This window comes from Nonomuraea sp. MTCD27 (assembly GCF_041950495.1).
Taxonomy (GTDB): Bacteria; Actinomycetota; Actinomycetes; order Streptosporangiales; family Streptosporangiaceae; genus Nonomuraea.
In genome coordinates this window covers 1-17,695 of sequence record NZ_JBGNUW010000020.1, presented here as the reverse complement: position 1 = coordinate 17,695, position 17,695 = coordinate 1, and the positions used below count along the sequence as shown (strand labels likewise).

Below are 17,695 nucleotides of genomic sequence, written 5' to 3'. Positions count from 1 at the left end.
GCGTGGTGCACCGCACCACGCGCCTGGGGACCGCTGTGACTAGATGGGCACGCCGGACTGCATGAGCCGCCGGGCGGCCTCGGTGATCGACCCCGACAACGACGGGTAGACCGCGAACGTGTGGGCCAGCTGGTCGACGGTCAGCCGCTGCTGCACCGCCACGGACACGGCCAGGATGAGCTCGGAGGCCCGGGGGGCCACGACCACGCCGCCCAGCACGATCCCGGTGTGCGGGCGGCAGAACAGCTTCACGAACCCGTCGTTGAACCCCTGCATCTTGGCCCGCGCGTTGGTGGCCAGCGGCAGCTTGACCACGTTCGCCTCGATCTCGCCGGCCTCGATGGCCCGCTGGGCGACGCCCACCGCCGCGATCTCCGGGTCGGTGAAGATGTTGGAGGCCACCGTGGCCAGCCGCAGCGGCTGCACGGCCTCCCCCAGCGCGTGCCACACCGCGATCCGGCCCTGCATGGCGGCGACGGAGGCGAGCATCAGCACGCCGGTGCAGTCGCCGGCCGCGTAGACCCCGGGCGCGGACGTGCGCGAGACCTTGTCCACCTTGATGAACCCGCCCCGGTCGAGCTGCACCCCGGCCTCCTCCAGGCCCATGCCGGAGGTGTTGGGGACCATGCCGACCGTCATCAGCGCGTGCGACCCCTCGGCCGTGCGCCCGTCCTCCAGCGTGACGACCACCCCGTGGGACGTGCGCTTGACGGAGGAGGCCCGGGAACGGCCCATGACGTTCATGCCGCGCCGCCGGTAGACCTCTTCGAGCACCTCGGCGCCGTCGGCGTCCTCATTGGGCATCATCCGGTCCCGGCTGGAGACCAGCGTGACCTCCGACCCCAGCGAGCGGTAGGCGCCCGCGAACTCCGCCCCCGTCACCCCGGAGCCGACCACGATCAGGTGCTCGGGCAGCTCGTCCAGGTCGTAGAGCTGGCGCCAGTTGAGGATCCGCTCCCCGTCGGGCTCGGCCCCCGGCAACACGCGCGGCGTCGCCCCGGTGGCCACCAGCACGACGTCGGCCCTGATCGTGCGGTCCCCCGCCCGCACCACCTGCGGATCCACCAGCCGGCCGCGCGCGTTGACGATCTCGACGCCCTCGGCCTCGACCCGCGCCGCGATGTCGGCCGACTGGGCCTGGGCCAGCTCCTTGACCCGCTTGTTGACCAGTGGCAGGTCGACCCCGACCACCCCGGTGTCCCCGTCGGGCCCGCCGGAGAACGACACGCCCACGGAGGACGCGTCGAGCAGAGCCTGTTTGCGGACGGAGGTCGCGATCAGCGTCTTGGACGGCACGCAGTCAGTGAGCACGCACGCACCACCGGGGCCGTCCTGCTCGACCATCGTGACTTGCGCGCCTAGCTGGGCGGCCACCAGTGCCGCCTCGTAGCCGCCTGGTCCGCCGCCGATGATCACGATCCTCGTCACATGTTCCATTGTCCCGCACGACCGGCGTGAAGCTGCAACGGGGCCGTTCCCACGCCTCCGATGCCCCGGTCCGCCGGGACGATCGGGATCTGGGCGACGAAGTGTGACACGACGCCCTTACGCCCGGATCCGATGGACCGTCGCGGCCGTCCAGCGTGGCAGGATGGCGCGGTAGCTGGATGACGAAGACGCACCCGGCGAGAGGGGTGGATCGTGGCGTGGCCTTCTGATCGGTCGGGGAAGCCGAGTGACCTCAAACTCTATGGCGCGTACGGCACGAACATGGATCCGGAGCAGATGGCCATGCGTGCCCCCCATTCACCGATCTGGGGTGTGGGCTGGCTGCCGGGCTGGCGGCTGACGTTCGGCGGCATGGACCTGGCGTGGGAGGGCTCGATCGCCACGATCGTCGAGGATCCCGACGAGCACGTGTTCGTGGTCCTCTATGACGTGCCCGACTGGGAGGAGACCTCGCTCGACCAGTGGGAGGGCGCGGTGCGCGGCGCCTACCACAAGGTGCGGCTGCGGGTGCAGACCCTGGAGGGCGAGGTCGTGGCCTGGTTCTACGTGCTCGACGGCTACGAGGGCGGGCTGCCCTCGGCCCGCTACCTGGGCAGCCTGGCCGAGGCGGCCGAGCGGGCGGGCGCCCCCGACGACTACGTCAAGGAGCTGCGGGAGCGCCCCTGCACCTCGTTCGGCGGTTAACGCAGCGGCTCGTCCTTGGTCTCCTTGAGGACGAAGAGGTAGACCAGGAGGGAGACCAGCGCCAGCGCGGACATGTACCACGGGAAGAGCCCGGGGCTCTCCGCCTCCTGCAGCGCGGTGCCGATCAGCGGGGCGGTGCCGCCGAAGAGCGCCACGGTCAGCGAATACGGGAACCCGGCGCCCGCCGCCCGCACCCGGGTCGGGAAGAGCTCGGAGTTCACCGCGGCCGAGATCGAGGTGAAGCAGCCGAGGAAGACCATGCCGACGAGCTGCACGACCAGCAGGCTCCAGTAGGCGTCGGTGAGCAGGCCGAGCAGCGGCACGGGCAGGATGACGAAGCCCAGCCCGAAGGTGATCAGCATCGGCCTGCGCCCGATCCGGTCCGACAACATGCCGAGCAGCGGCTGCAGGACCATGAAGAAGACCAGGCAGATGGTGCCGATCTGGAGCGAGTCCGCCTTGTCGAAGTCCACGGTGATCTGCGCGTACGTGGGCAGGAACGTGGTCCACGTGTAGTACGCGACCGTGCCGGCGATGGTGATGCCCACGATCGTCGCGGCCGACCTCGGATAGCTCCTGAGGAACTCGAACAGCTTGGGCCGCTGCGTCTCGCCCCGCTGGATCTCCTCCGCCACGGCCGAGGTCTCGTCGGCGCCCTTGCGGATCCACAGGCCCACGAGGCTGAGCAGGGCGCCCACGAAGAACGGGACGCGCCAGCCCCAGGAGTCCATGTCGGCCGTGACCAGCATCGTGGCCAGCAGGGCCGCCAGGCCGGTGGCGATGAGCTGGCCGATGGTGGTGCTGACGTACTGGAAGCTCGAGTAGAGGCCGCGGCGGCCCTTGGGGGCCGACTCCACGAGGAACGTGGTCGCGGCGGCGAACTCGCCGCCCACCGACAGGCCCTGGATGAGCCGGGCCACGGTGAGCATGACCGGGGCCAGCAGGCCGGCCGCCGTGTAGGTGGGGGTCAGGCCGACGAGCAGCGAGCCGACGCCCATGAGCACGATCGTGAACGTCATGGCGGACTTGCGCCCGTACCTGTCGGCGAAGGCGCCGACCAGCAGGCCGCCGAGCGGGCGCATGAAGAAGCCCACGGCGAAGACCGCGAAGGAGCTCAGCAGCGGCACCAGGGGGTTGCCGGCGCTGGGCGGGAAGATCTGGACGGAGAAGAACGTCGCGAGGGCGCTGTAGGCGTACCAGTCGTACCATTCGACCACGTTGCCGATGCTGGCCGCCATGAGCTGGCGTACGCGGCTCTTGGGGATGCCGAGTGGGGAGTGTGCCACAGGGGTGGTGGCCACGTGGGCTCCTTTGCTGCCAGGTGCGGTGATGGCTTACTGTGCATTCGGAAGACCGAAACAGTCAAATGTCCGGACCAATATTTACAATCCCGACACAGAAACGGCCGCAGGTGGATGTTCTCGACCGGCGACTCGTCGCCGCCCTGCAAGTCAGCCCGCGCGCCTCGTGGGGCGAGATCGGCAGGGCCGTGGGCGAGCACGAGCGCACGGTCGCCCGGCGGTTGCAGCGGCTGATCTCGGAGGGGGTCGTCCGGGTCACGGCCATCTACGACGACCTGCGCACCGGGCACGGCCGCCCCGTGCACCTGCACGTCCAGGTACGCCCGGGGACGGCGGCACAGGTCGCCAAGGCGCTGGCCGACCGGCCGGACACGCGGTCGGTCTACTCCCTGACCGGCGCCGCGGACATCGGCTGCGAGCTGGTCTCCCCCTCGCGGGAGGACCTGCACCGCATCCTGTCCTCGCAGGTCTCCGACATCGACGGCGTCCTGCAGACGCAGACTCAAGTCGTGCTCCACACGTTCAGGACCGTGGCCGAGTGGCACGCTCCGTACCTCACCGAGCGGGAGGTCGCCGAGCTGCGGCCGGACCCGCTGCCGGAGTGCCTGCCCGACGAGGACGGCCTGTCACCTCTGGAGCAGGAGATCGCCGAGCTCCTCACCGCCGACGGCCGGATCGCCTTCACCGCGGTCGCCGAGCGGCTGGACATCTCCGTGCCGACCGCCCGCAGGCGGGTCACCTCGCTGATCGAGCGGCGGCTGCTGCTGCCGCGGGCGGAGGTGGAGCCCGCGCTGCTCGGCCTGGAGGTCGAGGCCATGTTGTGGCTGAAGGTCCGCCCTCACGGTCTCGACCTGGTCGGCCAGGAACTGGCAGCGCACCCGAACGTCCGTTACTGCGCCGCCACCACGGGCACGCATTCCCTCATCGTGCAGGTCGTGTCGGCGCACGAGGCGGACCTCTACCGGTTCATGACCGGCGTCGTCGGCCGGTTCGACGAGATCACCGACGTCGACCTCACCCTGATCACCCGCGCCTACAAGCGCGGCCACCTCCACAAGTCCGGACTGCTCACGTTGGACCACCGTTGGGAGAAAACGCCATGACACCCGCCGAACTGGAAGTCGCCGACCTGTGCGTCGAGCTGATCCGCGCCGACAGCAGCAACTACGGGGACGGCAGCGGCCCCGGCGAGCGGGCCGCGGCCGAGGTCGTCATGGCCAGGCTGTCCGAGGTCGGGATCGAGTCCACCTACATCGAGAGCGAGCCGGGCCGCGGCAACGTGATCACCCGCGTCGAGGGCACCGACCCGTCGCTGCCCGCCCTGCTCGTGCACGGCCACCTGGACGTCGTGCCGGCCAACGCCGCCGACTGGTCGGTGGACCCGTTCGCGGGCGAGGTGCGCGACGGCTACATCTGGGGCCGCGGCGCCGTGGACATGAAGGACATGGACGCGATGATGCTGGCGGTGCTGCGCCGCTTCAAGCGCGAGGGGCTCAGGCCGCGGCGCGACATGGTCTTCGCCTGGGTGGCCGACGAGGAGGCCGGCGGCGTGTACGGCGCGAAATACCTCACCGCCCACCACCCCGAGCTGTTCGAGGGCGTCACCGAGGCGATCAGCGAGGTCGGCGGCTACTCCCTGGAGGTGGACCCGTCCCTGCGGCTCTACCTGATCGAGACCGCCCAGAAGGGCCTGGCCTGGATGAAGCTGATCGCCGACGGCACGGCCGGGCACGGCTCGATGCTGAACGCCGACAACGCCGTCACCGAGGTCGCCAGGGCCGTGGCCAGGATCGGCGAGCACGACTGGCCGCTGACCTACACCCCCACCGTCCGCCAGTTCCTCACCGAGGTCGCCGACGCGTTCGGGATCCCGTTCGACGAGGACGACCCGCAGCCCGTCCTGGACAGGATCGGGCCGCTGGTCCGCTTCGTCGGCGCCACGCTGCGCAACACCACGAACCCGACCCAGCTCGGCGCCGGCTACAAGTCGAACGTCATCCCCGGCCAGGCCACGGCCGTGGTCGACGGGCGCTTTCTGCCGGGGTTCGAGGAGGAGTTCTTCAAGACCGTGGACGGGCTGCTCGGGCCGAAGGTGCGGCGCGAGTTCATCCACCACGACATCGCGCTGGAGACCTCGTTCGACGGCGCCCTCGTGGAGTCAATGGTCGCGGCGCTCAAGGCCGAGGACCCGTCGGCGCGGGCGATCCCGTACTGCATGTCGGGCGGCACCGACAACAAGACGTTCTTCGCGGACCTGGGGGTGCGCGGGTTCGGGTTCGTGCCGCTGCGGCTCCCGGCGGACATGGACTTCGCCTCGATGTTCCACGGGGTGGACGAGCGGGTGCCGGTCGACGCGCTGCAGTTCGGGGTGCGGGTTCTGGACAGGCTCCTCCTAAACTACTGAGATGTGAGCAAAGACGCATACACCCTGGCCGACGAGTCCGCCGCGGCGCTGCGCAGCGCCGCCGGGCTCGACACCTTCGAGGTGGCACTTGTCATGGGGTCGGGGTGGGTGCCCGCCGCCGACGCGATCGGCGAGACGGTGAGCGAGATCCCGTTCACCGACCTGCCGGGTTTCCGCGCCCCGGCCGTGGCGGGGCACGGCGGCAAGATCCGCGTCGTACGCACCTCGACCGGCCGGCACGCGCTGATCTTCCTCGGGCGTACCCACCTGTACGAGGGGCTCGGTGTGGACGCGGTCGTGCACGGCGTCCGCACGGCGGCCGCGGCCGGGGTCCGCACGATCGTGCTCACCAACGCGGCCGGCGGCCTGCGGCCCGAGACGCAGAACGTCGGCGACCCCGTCCTGATCAGCGACCACATCAACCTGACCGGCGCCAACCCGATCACCGGCACCACGTTCATCGACCTCACCGAGGTCTACTCGGGCCGCCTGCGCGCGCTGGTCCGCGAGATCGACCCGACCCTGGCCGAGGGCGTCTACGTGGCCTTCCGCGGCCCCACCTACGAGACGCCGGCCGAGATCCGCATGCTCCGCACGCTGGGCGGCGACATGGTCGGCATGTCCACCGTCCTGGAGGCCATCGCCGCCCGCGAGGCGGACATGGAGGTGCTCGGCATCTCCCTGGTCACCAACCCGGGCGCGGGCCTGTCCGGCGAGCCGCTCAACCACGAGGAGGTCCTGGAGGTGGGCCGGGCCACGGCCGCCCGCATGGGCGTGCTGCTGGCCAAGGTGGTGGACCGGCTGTGAGCCTGCTGCGGGAGGCGAACGAGTGGCTGGCGCAGGACCCCGACCCCGACACCCGGGCCGAGCTCTCCGAGCTGATCGAGCGCGAGGACCTGGCGGCCGTCCAGGACCGATTCGGGGCCAAGCTGGAGTTCGGCACGGCGGGGCTGCGCGGCGAGCTGGGCGCGGGCCCCAACCGGATGAACCGGGTGACCGTCATGCGTGCCGCCGCCGGCCTGGCCAAGGTGCTCGGGCCGGGCAAGCACGTGATCATCGGCTACGACGCCCGGCACAAGTCGGACGTGTTCGCCCGCGACACCGCTGCGGTGCTGACGGGAACCGGGCTGCACGCGTCCCTGCTGCCGGGGCCGCTCCCCACGCCCGTGCTCGCCTTCGCCGTGCGGCACCTCGGCGCGGACGCCGGGGTGGCGGTCACGGCCAGCCACAACCCGCCGCGCGACAACGGCTACAAGGTCTACTGGGGTGACGGCTCCCAGATCGTGCCGCCGCTGGACGCCGAGATCTCGGCCGCCATCGACGCCGTGGGCCGGGTGGACGAGCTGCCGCTGAACGGTCCCGGCACCCTGACGGAGCTGGGCGAGGGCATCGTCGACGACTACATCGACGCCGTGACGTCCCTGCCCCTGGGCGAGGACCGCGACCTGCGCGTGGCCTACACCCCGCTGCACGGGGTCGGCGCGGCCGTCCTGACCGGCGCCTTCCTGGCCGCCGGCTTCGAGAGCCCGATAGCGGTCGAGGAGCAGCGCGACCCCGACCCCGACTTCCCCACGGTCTCCTTCCCCAACCCGGAGGAGCCGGGGGCGATGGACCTGGCCACCGCCCTGGCCGCCAAGCTGGACGCGGACCTGGTCCTGGCCAACGACCCCGACGCCGACCGGTGCGCGGTGGGCGTGCCGCTGCCCGGCGGCGGCGTACGCATGCTGACCGGCGACGAGGTCGGCGGCCTGCTCGCCGAGCACGTGATCACGCACACCACCGGCGACCGCATGGTGTCCACCACCATCGTCTCCTCCACCCTGCTCGGCAAGATCGCCCGCGCGCACGGCATCCGGTACGGCGAGACGCTGACCGGCTTCAAGTGGATCATCAAGGCCGGTCCCGGGCTGGTGTTCGGCTACGAGGAGGCCATCGGCTACAGCGTCGGATCCGACGCGGGCCTGCCGGTCAGGGACAAGGACGGGATCGGGGCGGCGCTGACGGTGGCGGGCATCGCGGCGACGGCCAAGCGCGACGGCCGCACGCTGCTGGACCTCCTGGACGACCAGGCCCGGCGCTACGGGCTGCACGCGACGTCGCAGCTGTCGTTCCGGGTGGCCGACCTGTCGCAGATCGCCGCCGCCATGTCCGGGCTGCGCGCCGACCCGCCCGCGACGCTCGGGGGCCTTGCGGTGGAGCGGGCCGACGACCTGACGAAGGGCGACGGGGGCCTGCCGCCGACCGACGGGCTGCGCTACCGCCTGTCGGGGGACGCCCGCGTGGTCGTACGTCCCTCGGGCACGGAGCCCAAGCTGAAGTGCTACCTGGAGGTCGTCGTCCCGGTGACGGGCACGCCGGCCGAGGCCAGGAGCCGCGCGGAGGAGCAGCTCGACGCCCTGAGAGCGGATCTGGCGGCGCGGCTGGCACTCTAGCGGGATGGAGACGTTCGAGGGCTTCATGGCCCGGATCGGGCCGGACCCGGCGGTGACGGGGGTGGTGCTGAGCGGCTCCCAGGCCCGCGAAGGCACCGCCACCGCCCACTCCGACCACGACGTCTACCTGATCGTCGCCGAGGGGGCGGCGCACGAGCCTCGTCGGGACGAGCTCGTGGACGCGGTGATCATGACGCTGGAGCAGTTCCGGGGCCACGCGCTCCCCGGCTCCGGCACCGAGTGGAACCGGTACGCCTTCGCCTACGCCAAGGTCCTGAAGGACACCGCCGACGGCCTGATCGCCTCCCTGGTCACCGCGAAGGCCACGCTCACGCCCGGCGAGGCCGACGTGGTGGGGCGGGAGGCGTTGGGCGTGTTCCTCAACAGCGCGTACCGGTGCCTGAAGAACGGCCGTGACGGCAACCGCGTCGGTGTCCTGCTGGACGGGGCGGAGACCGTTCCTTCCTACCTGGCTTACGTGTTCGCGCTGCACGGGCGGGTGCGGCCGTACAACAAGTACCTGGAGTGGGAGCTGCGCCACCATCCGCTGGGCCCGGCGTTGTGGAGTGCCGAGAAGCTGCTGCCCCGGCTGGAGGCGGCCCTGTCCGCCGAGGCCCCGGCGGCCGTGCGGGTACTGCTGAACGACCTGGAGCCGTACGCGCGGGCGGCCGGGCACGGGGACGTGCTGGATTCCTGGGGGGAGGACCTGGCGTTCATGCGCGGCGCGTGAGCCCACGAGCTGTTGTTCCCTGCGTGCCGCCATCCCGGACCCGACCCTCGGCACTGACCGTCCGTCCGGCCGGCCACGGAGCGCCGCCACATTGCGGACCCGCAAGCCCTTCGGCGCGGACAAGGAGCCCGTCGCGAAGACGATCACGATGGTCGGATCCGTGGAGTGGCGCGGCGGCCGCGACGTAACCGGGCGGCGGCAGGTGGCGGATCGGGCAGGGGGACCTGGGGCGCGGGTCCCGCTGCCCGAGGGGTCAGGCCAGGCGGAACTGCAGGTCGGTGTCCCAGTTGTTCATGTCGGGCTCGACCATCGGGTTCGTGTTGTAGAGCTCCAGACGGCAGCCCCAGTGCTCCACGCCGTCCTTGTCGGTCATGTCCCACTCCAGGCCCTGCTCGCCGGCCCACTTCAGCAGGGACTCGATGACGCCGGCGAGCTGGTCGAGGTGGCCGTGGTGGGAGACGGCGACGTAGCGGCCGGCGGGCAGTGTGCCGGGGAGGATGTCGCCCTCGCCCTCCACCGGCGTGGCGACCGGCACCCCGGCCTCCACCACCAACCGGTCGTTGGCCATGTCAATGCTGTGGTACCTCAGGAACGGCGCCCCCGCGGGGGCGATGCCGCGCTCGGCCAGCCAGCCGATGATCTCACCGATGCGGTCCGCGACGAGGCCGAAGGTGGTCATGGTGATGGTACGGCGCACCCCGGCGTACGGACGTTCGGGGAATTCGACGATCTGTGGCATGTTGTGTTGCCTCCTTCATCCCTCAGTACGGAGCGCGGCCTCGAAACTCATCGGCAGCCCGAACAACGGGAACAACCCGGGATCGAGATAAGTGGTCTCCCCCACGATCAGCCCCCCGGCCACCTCCATGACGACCAGGGCGAACGGCTCCCCGTTGAGATACTGCCCGAAGGCCGGGCAGCCGTTGGCCCGCGTCGGCAGCAGGCGGGACCCGGCGCAGGGCGCGCCCGAGGCGAGCAGGACCGCCCGGATGTCCGCGCGCCCCCGCAACCACCACGTGAACGGCGGCATGGACGACGTCGCGTCCTCGTGCAGCAGCGACACCAGCGTGTCCACGTCGTAGCGCTCGAACGCCGACACGTACCGGGCCAGCAGCCCCTCGTCCACCTCGGCGTCGAGCGGGGCCGTCGCCGGGAGGCGGGTCCGCGCGCGTTGCAGGGCGCTGTTGACCGAGGTGACCGTGGTGGCCAGCAGGTCGGCGGTCTCGGCGGCGCTCCACTTCAGCACGTCGCGGAGGATGAGGACGGCGCGCTGCCGGGGCGGCAGGTGCTGCAGGGCCGCCACGAACGCCAGGCGCACCGTCTCCCTGGAGACGGCCAGGTCGGCGGGGTCGAGGACGCGGGCGTCGGGCACGGGCTGGACCCAGCGGCTCTCCGGGAGCGGCACGCCCAGCTCGGCCCCGGGGACGGCGGCGGGGCCGAGGTCCATGGCGCGGGCGCGCCGCTGCGGGCCCCTGAGCATGTCGAGGCAGATGTTCGTGGCCAGGTGGAACAGCCACGGGCGCAGCGGCCCGCGGCCGGGGTCGTACGTGCGCCACGCCCTGACGAACGCCTCCTGCACCGCGTCCTCGGCCTCGAACCCGGAGCCGAGCATGCGGTAGCAGTAGCCGGTCAGCTCGGCCCGGTGCGCTTCCAGCTCCATGTCAGCTCACTTCGATCTGCAGCTCGGTGACCCACTCGTCCCGGTCGTCCGGGCAGTGCAGGGAGATCTCCCTGGCCAGGTCGCGGGAGCGGCGGCCGTTCTCCTCGATCCAGTGGGCCAGCGCCTGGAACGTCGGCCCCACGTCCTCCATCGGCCCGTGGTGGATGATCGTCGCGGCCGTCTCGACGGCGGGCAGGTCGACCACCTCGAAGTCGTGGCCGCCGGGCGCCACGTTCACCGGCAGGCAGGCGTGCACCATGATCGAGCCGTCGGCCTCCTCCCGGTAGTGGGCGATGCCGGGCCCGGTGATCCGGACGCAGGCGGCCGCCACCCGCCGGCAGAGCTCCTCGAACAGGGGGCCGATGACCGGCCCGATGTCCTCGCCCTGGTAACTGGCCGCCCTGGCGGCGAGCTGGGCGACGCGGACGGGCTCGACCCGCTTCAGCACGACCTCCGCCGTACGCATGTGCCCCTCCGTCTCGATCGTACGCAGCCGCGCCTCGACGCTCCGCAGCCTGGCCAGGTCGGCGCTGATCCGGGCCTCGAGCTCGGCGCGGCGCAGGCGCACCATGCCGTGCAGCTCCTCGGTGCTCACCTTCTCGTCGAGGATCGCCCTGACCTGCTCCAGCGTGAAGCCGAGATCCTTGATCGCGACGATGCGGTTGAGCCGGGCGAGCTGTTCGGCCTGGTAGGAGCGGTATCCGGTGGCCGGGTCCACGTGCGCGGGGCGCAGCAGGCCGATGGCGTCGTAGTGGCGCAGCATGCGTACGGACACCAGCCCCAGCCTGGCGAAGTCTCCGATGCTGAACATGTCCTCCCCAGGTCTAGCGCCTGACACCGTGTCAGGGTCAACCTATGGCGGTTTCTCATATCTTGGGGTATTTTCGGGTCAAAGCGGGCGACCGAACGTTCGGTAGGAGTCCATGACCAACGACGCCGGCGAGCGGATCAGGACGGCGGCGGTGCTGCTGTTCGCCCGCCAGGGCTACGCCGCCACGAGCATCAGAGACCTCGGCAAGGCGGTCAACATGACCAACGCCGGGATCTATCACCACGTCACCAGCAAGGAAGCCCTGCTGGCCGACCTCATGCGGGTGGCCCAGCGCGGGCTGATCGAGGCCACGGAGCGCATGCTGGCCCCGTACGAACGCCCCGCCGACCGCCTCTCCCTGCTCATCAGCTCGCTCACCGCCATCCACGCCCGCAACCCCATGACCACCCGCGTCATGGACGGCGAGCTGCGCTCCCTCACCCCCGGCTCCGCCGCCCACGACGAGATCATCACCCTGCGCGACGCGTACGAGGCCCACTGGAAGGACGCGCTGGCCGACGGGGTCGCCGAGGGCACGTTCCGCCTCGCCGACCAGCGGCTGACCCGGCTCGCCCTGATGTCCATGTGCACCGGCACCAGCGAGTGGTACCGCCCCGACGGGGACTCCACGCTGGAGCAGGTGTGCGCCGAGTTCGTCACGATCGGCCTGGCCGCCGTCCGCGCCCCGGCCCAGGTCGTCGCGACCGCCGATCCCTCCCTGCTGCCCGAATTCCCCTGGGAGCCGCCGGATGCACGACACGATCCCCGACCTGATGAGGCACGCCGCTAGCACGTACGGCGACCGCGAGTTCCTCCGCTTCCCCGACACCTCCCTGACCTTCGCCGCCGCCGACGAACGCTCCGACCGGCTGGCCGGAGCCCTGATCGACAAGGGCGTACGCCCGGGCGACCGGGTGGCGATCATGATGGACAACGTGCCCGGCTGGCCGCTGAGCTGGCTGGCGATCCTCAAGGCGGGCGCGATCACCGTGCCGGTGAACGTCCGCTACCGGGCCGCCGACCTGGAGCACGTCCTGCGCGACTCGGGCGCCGTGGCCACCGTCACGACCGCCGAGCACGCCCCGCACCTTCCCGGCACGGTGCACCTCCTGGACGCCCTGAAGGACGGAACCCCCCGCCCCACCGCACCGGCCAATCCCGATGATGTGGCGAATTTTCAGTACACGTCGGGCACCACGGGCTTCCCCAAAGCCTGCATGCTCACCCACGACTACTGGCTCAGGACCGCCCGGATCGCCGCCGACCAGGTACGCCTGCGCGACGACGACGTCTTCATGATCGCGCAGGCGTACTCGTACATGGACCCCCAGTGGGTCACCCTCCTCTGCCTCCTCGGAGGCATCCCCCTCGTGGTGCTCCCCCGCTTCTCCGCCTCCGGCTTCTGGGCTTCGGCCAGGGAGCACGGGGCGACGCTGACGTACGTGCTGGGCACGATGCCCCTCCTGATGCACAAGCAGCCGCCCCACCCGCACGACCGCGACAACCGCATGCGCGTGGTGCTGTGCTCCGGCATCCAGCCGGACCTGCACCGCACGTTCGAGGAGCGCTGGGGGACCCCCTGGCGGGAGCTGTACGGCTCCACGGAGAGCGGCCCCGACCTGGTGGTGCCCCTCGACGCGGAGGAGACGGTCGGCACCGGCGCCATGGGCCTGGCGCCGCCCGGCAAGGAGGTGGAGCTCGCCGCGGAGACCGGCGAGATCCTGGTCAGGGGCGTGCCCATGATGAAGGGCTACTGGAACCACCCGGAGGCCACCGCCCACGCCTTCAGGGACGGCTGGTACCACACGGGCGACCTGGGCTTCCGCGACTCACACGGCTACATCCACCACGCCGGGCGGATCAAGGACATGGTGCGCAGGGGCGGCGAGAACATCTCCTGCGCCGAGGTGGAGAGCGTGCTCGCCCGGCACCCGGCCGTCCTGTCGGCGGCCCTGGTGCCGATCCCGGACGAGCTGTTCGGCGAGCTGCCCAAGGCGTTCCTCCAGCTCCGCCCCGGCCACGCCGCCACCCCCGAGACCGCGAAGAGCGTGATCGAGCACGCCAGGGAGCGCCTGGCCCGCTTCAAGATCCCGGCGTACGTCGAGTTCGTCGAGGAGTTCCCGCTGACCCCGTCGGCCCGCGTCGAGAAGCGCCACCTCCTCCCACCCGGGCGCGACCAGCGCGCCGCCCCAGCCATCCCGGTCGACAAGGAGCAGAAATGATCGACGTGACCGTACGCGACGAGGTGGCCCTGATCACGCTCGCCCGCCCCGACAAGCTCAACGCCCTCACCGCCGCCATGCGCGCGGACCTGGCGGCGGCCATCCGCGAGCACGGCGGCAGCGCCAGAGGCATCGTGGTCACCGGCACCGGACGGGCGTTCTCGGCCGGCGAGGACATCCACCAGGCCGTCGGCCGGTCGCTGGTCGAGGAGGTGGAGCTCTTCCACGACATGACCAGGGCCGTGCTGGAGACGCGGGTGCCGGTGGTGGCCGCGGTCAACGGCCTGGCCGTGGGCGGTGCCGCCGAGTGGACGCTCTGCTTCGACACCCGCATCGGCACACCGGCGACGGAGTATTTCCTCCCGGAGAACCACATCGGCCTGTCGATCTCGAACGCCGCCAGTTACCTGCTCCCCCGCCTGGTGGGCGCGAGATCGCTGCGGCTGGTGCTCGACTCGACCCGCATGAGCGCCGAGCAGGCCGTGGCCGTCGGCCTGCTGGACGAGATCGTGGCCCCGGAGGAGCTGGTGGAGTCGGCGATCGCCCGCGTGCGCCACTGGACCGCCCCCGGCACGGCCACGGCCGTCCACCTCGCCCTGCTGCGCCCGCCGCTGGCGGAGGTCGAGCGGGCCTTCCAGGTGGAGACGGAGGCGGCCAAGCAGGTGGAGGCGTCGGGCATCGCCCAGGCCGGGATGTCGAGGTTCGTCAACAGGGCTAGGGGATGACGACGGCCGCGAGAACCAGCGCCACCCCCACCACCAGCACCGCGATCGCGTCGTAGGACCAGCTCACCCGGGCCGGCGCCGCCTCCTCACCGCGGCGCCGGGCCGACTCGGCGCGCTCGCGGATCTGGTCGCCCACCCAGTCGGCGTGCGTCTTGCCCGCGAACGCCTCCGCCGCCGCCTGCTCGCCCTTCGACAGCGTCGGCTCGGTCTTGTAGCGCCCCCGCTGCGGGGTGGTGGTGCCGCGCCGCTGCGCCTTGGCCCGCTCGCGCGCGCTGCTCATCGGCGTCCACAACCGCAGCACCTGCCCGTCGCCGTGGTGGATGTTGACGGAGTGGGACACCGTGACGTCCTCGATCGTGGCCCACGGCAGGAACGTGGTGCGGAACGGGTTGCGCCCCACCAGCCCCGCCTCCGTGAAGACGGTGGCGGGGCGCAGCGCGACCGTGTAGACCAGCGCCGTCAGCATCCCGAGCACGGCCAGCGCCACCAGCGACGCCTTGCCGCTGTAGCGGGCGGTCAGGTCCCAGACGTTGAGCGCGACGAAACCCAGCCACACCCAGCCCAGGACGAATGCGGTCCTGGAGCGGTAGACCTGCTTCACGGCTGCCACTTGATCTGGGCGAACCCCGGCTTGATCACGCCGTTGATCAGCGCCAGCCGCTCGTCGAACGGGATGAACGCCGACTTCATCGCGTTGACCGCGAACCACTGCAGGTCGTCCCAGCCGTAGCCGAACGTCTCGACCAGCTTGTGGAACTCCAGCGACGTGCTGGTCGAGCTCATCAGCCGGTTGTCGGTGTTGACCGTGACCCGGAAGTGCAGCCGCCGCAGCAGCCCGATGGGGTGCTCGGCGATCGACGCCGCGGCCCCGGTCTGCAGGTTGGAGGTGGGGCACATCTCCAGCGGGATCCGCTTGTCGCGGACGTACGCCGCCAGCCGCCCCAGCTTCGCGGACCCGTCGTCGGCCACGGAGATGTCGTCGATGATGCGCACGCCGTGGCCCAGCCGGTCGGCGCCGCACCACTGGATGGCCTGCCAGATCGACGGCAGCCCGAACGCCTCGCCGGCGTGGATGGTGAAGTGGGCGTTCTCCCGCTGCAGGTATTCGAACGCGTCAAGATGCCTGGTGGGCGGGTAGCCGGCCTCGGCCCCCGCGATGTCGAACCCCACCACGCCGCCGTCGCGGTAGCGCACCGCGAGCTCGGCGATCTCCCTGGAGCGCGCCTGGTGCCGCATGGCCGTGAGCAGCGTGCCCACCCGGATGCCGCGGCCCGCCGAGCCCTGCCCGAACCCTTCGAGCACCGCCTCCACCACCTGGTCGAGGCTCAGCCCCAGGGTGGTGTGCTGCTCGGGCGCGAAGCGCACCTCGGCGTAGACGACGCCGTCGTCGGCCAGGTCTTCCGCGCACTCGGCGGCCACGCGCACGAGCGACTCGCGGGTCTGCATGACGGCGACCGTGTGGTCGAACGTCTCCAGGTAGCGTTCGAGCGACCCCGAGTCCGACGCCTCCTCGAACCACAGGCGCAGGTTGTCGGGATCGTGGGTGGGCAGCCGGCCGTAGTCGGTCTCCCGGGCCAGCTCGACGATCGTCTCGGCGCGGAGCCCGCCGTCGAGATGATCGTGCAGCAACACCTTGGGAGCCCGCCGGATCTGGTCAAGGGTGGGGCTCATCTGGCCATGATATGAGCCCCGTCCAGCCCTCCCGCCATGACGCGGCCCGGCTCCGCCGGCGAGGGCTCAATCCCGTCCGGCGCTCTCCGGCGAGAACGCGGGCAGGCACACGGCGATGTATTCGGCGCCCTCGGGCCCGACGCTGTAGCGGACCTTCTCGCCCGGCGACGTCACCACGGACTGCCCGGCCTCGACGCGCGTGCTGCCCTCGGCGTGCTCCACGATCACCGTGCCGCGCAGGACCACGGTGTACTCGGTGAACGACGGCGTCTGCGCCGGCTCCTCCCAGCCCGGCGGAGCGGTCATGTGGGCGATGGAGATCTCCTCGTCGCCACTGCTGACGCGGCCCACGTGCTCGTCGATGAGCTTGCCGCCGGGTACGGGGATGCGGGCCGGGCCCTCGATCTTTCTCACCACGACGTCAGTGTGCCACGTCGAGGACCAGGCGGTTCGGCGAGCCCTGCTCCGTGACCCGGAACGCGGACCGCCGGGCCAGCACCAGACCGATGCCGACGCGGCCCTCGAAGTCGCCGGTCCTGACGACGTCGGTCAGGTTGTCCAGGCTCGCCGGGTAGATGGGGCCGCCGTGCCAGGTGGGCACGCCCTCATCGTCGTGGGCGTTGGCGGGGAAGAGCGTGAGCTGCAGGTAGGCGCCGCCGCGCACGTCGATGGGCTTGCCCGAGCCGTCCTGTACGAGCTCGTCCATCCATTTCACGGTGTATCCGGGGATGCCGCCCTTGAGGTCCACGACCAGCCGGTCGTACGTGCCGTGGGCGGCGTATCGCACGGCCGTCACGACCGCGGGCTCGATGCCGTCGCGATTGACCTCCACCTCGGCGGTGCTGGTCGGGGTGCCGGGCTCGGTGGCCGTTGCCGTCCCCGGACCTGTTTCCGGGCCTGTTTCGGTCGCCGGAGGCGAGTCCGGCAGGGTGGCCTGCTGGGCGGTGCCGCAGGCGGTCAGCACGGCGAGGCAGGCGAGCGGGACGGCCGCGCGGGCGCGCGACGGCCGGCCGCGGCGGTGCGGGGATGACGGGCGCATGCCCGGTAGATGCCCAGCCCACGGGCCTGCAAGCGGTGTGGCGGCGGATCGGTACGGGGTTTCGTGGGCCTTCCATCGGACCGCGGGCGACCTCTACCCTGATCAGTCCACAAGGAGTCATATACGTGATTAAATCGAACGATTTATCGATTTTTCTGGCTAATTACGGGCCTTCGTTCGCCCGCACCGCGTACCTGCTGACCGGCGACCCGGACCGCGCCCGCGAGCTGGCGATCGAGTCGCTGGTCACGGTCTGCCGCCGCTGGTCCTCGGTCCGCTGGAACCACCCGGCGCACGCGGTGCTGCGCGAGCTGTACGGCCGCTACCAGTCCGTACGGGTGCCGGCGCCGCGGGAGCCCGGGGCGTACCTGCTCGGCGACCTGCCGCCGAAGGCCAGGGCCGCCGTCGTCGCGCGCTTCCACGACGGGCTGCCCCCGCACCAGGCGGCGGCGGTCACGGGCCTGTGGATCGCGGTCCTGGACAAGGAGCTCCACCAGGCCCGCGCCCACCTCCAGGCCACCCACCCCGACCTCTTCCCCGCCGCACCCCCACCCCCCACCCCCGAAC

At 71.4% G+C, this 17,695-nt stretch carries 19 protein-coding genes; 10 read left to right on the top strand and 9 right to left on the bottom strand.

Annotated elements, in window-relative coordinates; all coding sequences use genetic code 11:
* Positions 1–39 precede the first annotated feature (39 nt).
* On the bottom strand, positions 40–1,428 hold the full coding sequence (locus ACBJ59_RS45040) for an NAD(P)H-quinone dehydrogenase (protein ID WP_375116228.1): 1,389 nt from the start codon (positions 1,426–1,428) through the stop codon (positions 40–42).
* Positions 1,429–1,641: 213 nt separating this feature from the next.
* Between ACBJ59_RS45040 and ACBJ59_RS45035 the strand changes: the two genes are divergently transcribed.
* Positions 1,642–2,133, top strand: coding sequence for a gamma-glutamylcyclotransferase (locus ACBJ59_RS45035; protein ID WP_364112574.1), 492 nt, complete (start codon positions 1,642–1,644; stop codon positions 2,131–2,133).
* Here ACBJ59_RS45035 and ACBJ59_RS45030 read toward each other — a convergent pair.
* Complete coding sequence (locus tag ACBJ59_RS45030; protein WP_375116227.1) at positions 2,130–3,434, bottom strand: MFS transporter; 1,305 nt, start codon at positions 3,432–3,434, stop codon at positions 2,130–2,132. The two genes, ACBJ59_RS45035 and ACBJ59_RS45030, sit on opposite strands and share 4 nt — an antisense overlap.
* A gap of 110 nt (positions 3,435–3,544) precedes the next feature.
* Between ACBJ59_RS45030 and ACBJ59_RS45025 the strand changes: the two genes are divergently transcribed.
* The 5 genes from ACBJ59_RS45025 to ACBJ59_RS45005 are packed head-to-tail and all read left to right on the top strand — an operon-like array spanning position 3,545 to position 9,000.
* Positions 3,545–4,537: an Lrp/AsnC family transcriptional regulator gene (locus ACBJ59_RS45025; protein ID WP_375116226.1), complete on the top strand. Its 993-nt coding sequence runs from the start codon at positions 3,545–3,547 to the stop codon at positions 4,535–4,537.
* Positions 4,534–5,838, top strand: a complete 1,305-nt coding sequence (locus tag ACBJ59_RS45020) for a M20/M25/M40 family metallo-hydrolase (protein ID WP_375116225.1) — start codon at positions 4,534–4,536, stop codon at positions 5,836–5,838. Before ACBJ59_RS45025 ends, ACBJ59_RS45020 begins: the two co-directional genes overlap by 4 nt.
* A 3-nt stretch (positions 5,839–5,841) precedes the next feature.
* Entirely contained in the window at positions 5,842–6,645 is an 804-nt protein-coding gene (locus ACBJ59_RS45015) for a purine-nucleoside phosphorylase (RefSeq protein WP_375116224.1), read from the top strand.
* Complete coding sequence (locus ACBJ59_RS45010; RefSeq protein WP_375116223.1) at positions 6,642–8,270, top strand: phospho-sugar mutase; 1,629 nt, start codon at positions 6,642–6,644, stop codon at positions 8,268–8,270. Before ACBJ59_RS45015 ends, ACBJ59_RS45010 begins: the two co-directional genes overlap by 4 nt.
* Positions 8,271–8,274: 4 nt before the next feature.
* A complete protein-coding gene (locus ACBJ59_RS45005) occupies positions 8,275–9,000 on the top strand; it encodes a hypothetical protein (protein WP_375116222.1) in 726 nt (241 codons plus the stop codon).
* Between the two features lie 253 nt (positions 9,001–9,253).
* Here the strand turns inward: ACBJ59_RS45005 and ACBJ59_RS45000 are convergent, their stop codons facing one another.
* Genes ACBJ59_RS45000 through ACBJ59_RS44990 form a run of 3 tightly spaced genes read right to left on the bottom strand, consistent with a single transcriptional unit; the run spans position 9,254 to position 11,471 of the window.
* A complete protein-coding gene (locus tag ACBJ59_RS45000) occupies positions 9,254–9,739 on the bottom strand; it encodes a GyrI-like domain-containing protein (protein ID WP_375116221.1) in 486 nt (161 codons plus the stop codon).
* Between the two features lie 15 nt (positions 9,740–9,754).
* A complete protein-coding gene (locus ACBJ59_RS44995) occupies positions 9,755–10,660 on the bottom strand; it encodes a sigma-70 family RNA polymerase sigma factor (RefSeq protein WP_375116220.1) in 906 nt (301 codons plus the stop codon).
* A 1-nt stretch (position 10,661) separates the two neighbouring features.
* Entirely contained in the window at positions 10,662–11,471 is an 810-nt protein-coding gene (locus ACBJ59_RS44990) for a MerR family transcriptional regulator (protein ID WP_375116219.1), read from the bottom strand.
* 112 nt (positions 11,472–11,583) lie between these two features.
* Here ACBJ59_RS44990 and ACBJ59_RS44985 point away from each other — a divergent pair, with 112 nt between their 5' ends.
* From ACBJ59_RS44985 to ACBJ59_RS44975, 3 genes are read left to right on the top strand one after another with little or no spacing between them, the layout of a single operon-like run.
* Positions 11,584–12,261, top strand: coding sequence for a TetR/AcrR family transcriptional regulator (locus ACBJ59_RS44985; protein WP_375116218.1), 678 nt, complete (start codon positions 11,584–11,586; stop codon positions 12,259–12,261).
* On the top strand, positions 12,221–13,693 hold the full coding sequence (locus tag ACBJ59_RS44980) for an AMP-binding protein (protein ID WP_375116217.1): 1,473 nt from the start codon (positions 12,221–12,223) through the stop codon (positions 13,691–13,693). Before ACBJ59_RS44985 ends, ACBJ59_RS44980 begins: the two co-directional genes overlap by 41 nt.
* Positions 13,690–14,418 carry an enoyl-CoA hydratase/isomerase family protein gene (locus tag ACBJ59_RS44975; protein ID WP_375116216.1) on the top strand — a complete coding sequence of 243 codons (729 nt, stop codon included), beginning with the start codon at positions 13,690–13,692 and terminating at the stop codon, positions 14,416–14,418. The genes ACBJ59_RS44980 and ACBJ59_RS44975 overlap by 4 nt, the downstream gene beginning before the upstream one ends.
* On the opposite strand, the gene ACBJ59_RS44970 is transcribed toward ACBJ59_RS44975, so the two are convergent.
* The 4 genes from ACBJ59_RS44970 to ACBJ59_RS44955 form a co-directional block, all read right to left on the bottom strand.
* Positions 14,408–15,019: a PH domain-containing protein gene (locus ACBJ59_RS44970; protein ID WP_375116215.1), complete on the bottom strand. Its 612-nt coding sequence runs from the start codon at positions 15,017–15,019 to the stop codon at positions 14,408–14,410. The genes ACBJ59_RS44975 and ACBJ59_RS44970 overlap by 11 nt on opposite strands.
* Positions 15,016–16,089 carry an adenosine deaminase gene (locus ACBJ59_RS44965; RefSeq protein WP_375116214.1) on the bottom strand — a complete coding sequence of 358 codons (1,074 nt, stop codon included), beginning with the start codon at positions 16,087–16,089 and terminating at the stop codon, positions 15,016–15,018. The genes ACBJ59_RS44970 and ACBJ59_RS44965 overlap by 4 nt, the downstream gene beginning before the upstream one ends.
* 66 nt (positions 16,090–16,155) lie before the next feature.
* The gene (locus ACBJ59_RS44960) at positions 16,156–16,506 is read right to left on the bottom strand and encodes a cupin domain-containing protein (protein ID WP_375116213.1); all 351 of its coding nucleotides are present in this window, start codon (positions 16,504–16,506) and stop codon (positions 16,156–16,158) included.
* 4 nt (positions 16,507–16,510) lie between these two features.
* On the bottom strand, positions 16,511–17,128 hold the full coding sequence (locus ACBJ59_RS44955) for a hypothetical protein (protein WP_375116212.1): 618 nt from the start codon (positions 17,126–17,128) through the stop codon (positions 16,511–16,513).
* 125 nt (positions 17,129–17,253) lie between these two features.
* Between ACBJ59_RS44955 and ACBJ59_RS44950 the strand changes: the two genes are divergently transcribed.
* On the top strand, positions 17,254–17,695 hold a 442-nt coding region (locus tag ACBJ59_RS44950; protein WP_375116211.1), incomplete at its 3' end, for a hypothetical protein.

Bases quoted from the DNA above. Each gene is read 5' to 3' on its own strand.
- ACBJ59_RS44965 (WP_375116214.1), bottom strand. From the start codon at position 16,089: ATGAGCCCCACCCTTGACCAGATCCGGCGGGCTCCCAAGGTGTTGCTG.
- ACBJ59_RS44955 (WP_375116212.1), bottom strand. From the start codon at position 17,128: ATGCGCCCGTCATCCCCGCACCGCCGCGGCCGGCCGTCGCGCGCCCGC.
- ACBJ59_RS44975 (WP_375116216.1), top strand. From the start codon at position 13,690: ATGATCGACGTGACCGTACGCGACGAGGTGGCCCTGATCACGCTCGCC.
- ACBJ59_RS45020 (WP_375116225.1), top strand. From the start codon at position 4,534: ATGACACCCGCCGAACTGGAAGTCGCCGACCTGTGCGTCGAGCTGATC.
- ACBJ59_RS44995 (WP_375116220.1), bottom strand. From the start codon at position 10,660: ATGGAGCTGGAAGCGCACCGGGCCGAGCTGACCGGCTACTGCTACCGC.
- ACBJ59_RS44985 (WP_375116218.1), top strand. From the start codon at position 11,584: ATGACCAACGACGCCGGCGAGCGGATCAGGACGGCGGCGGTGCTGCTG.
- ACBJ59_RS45000 (WP_375116221.1), bottom strand. From the start codon at position 9,739: ATGCCACAGATCGTCGAATTCCCCGAACGTCCGTACGCCGGGGTGCGC.
- ACBJ59_RS45005 (WP_375116222.1), top strand. From the start codon at position 8,275: ATGGAGACGTTCGAGGGCTTCATGGCCCGGATCGGGCCGGACCCGGCG.
- ACBJ59_RS44980 (WP_375116217.1), top strand. From the start codon at position 12,221: ATGCACGACACGATCCCCGACCTGATGAGGCACGCCGCTAGCACGTAC.
- ACBJ59_RS44990 (WP_375116219.1), bottom strand. From the start codon at position 11,471: ATGTTCAGCATCGGAGACTTCGCCAGGCTGGGGCTGGTGTCCGTACGC.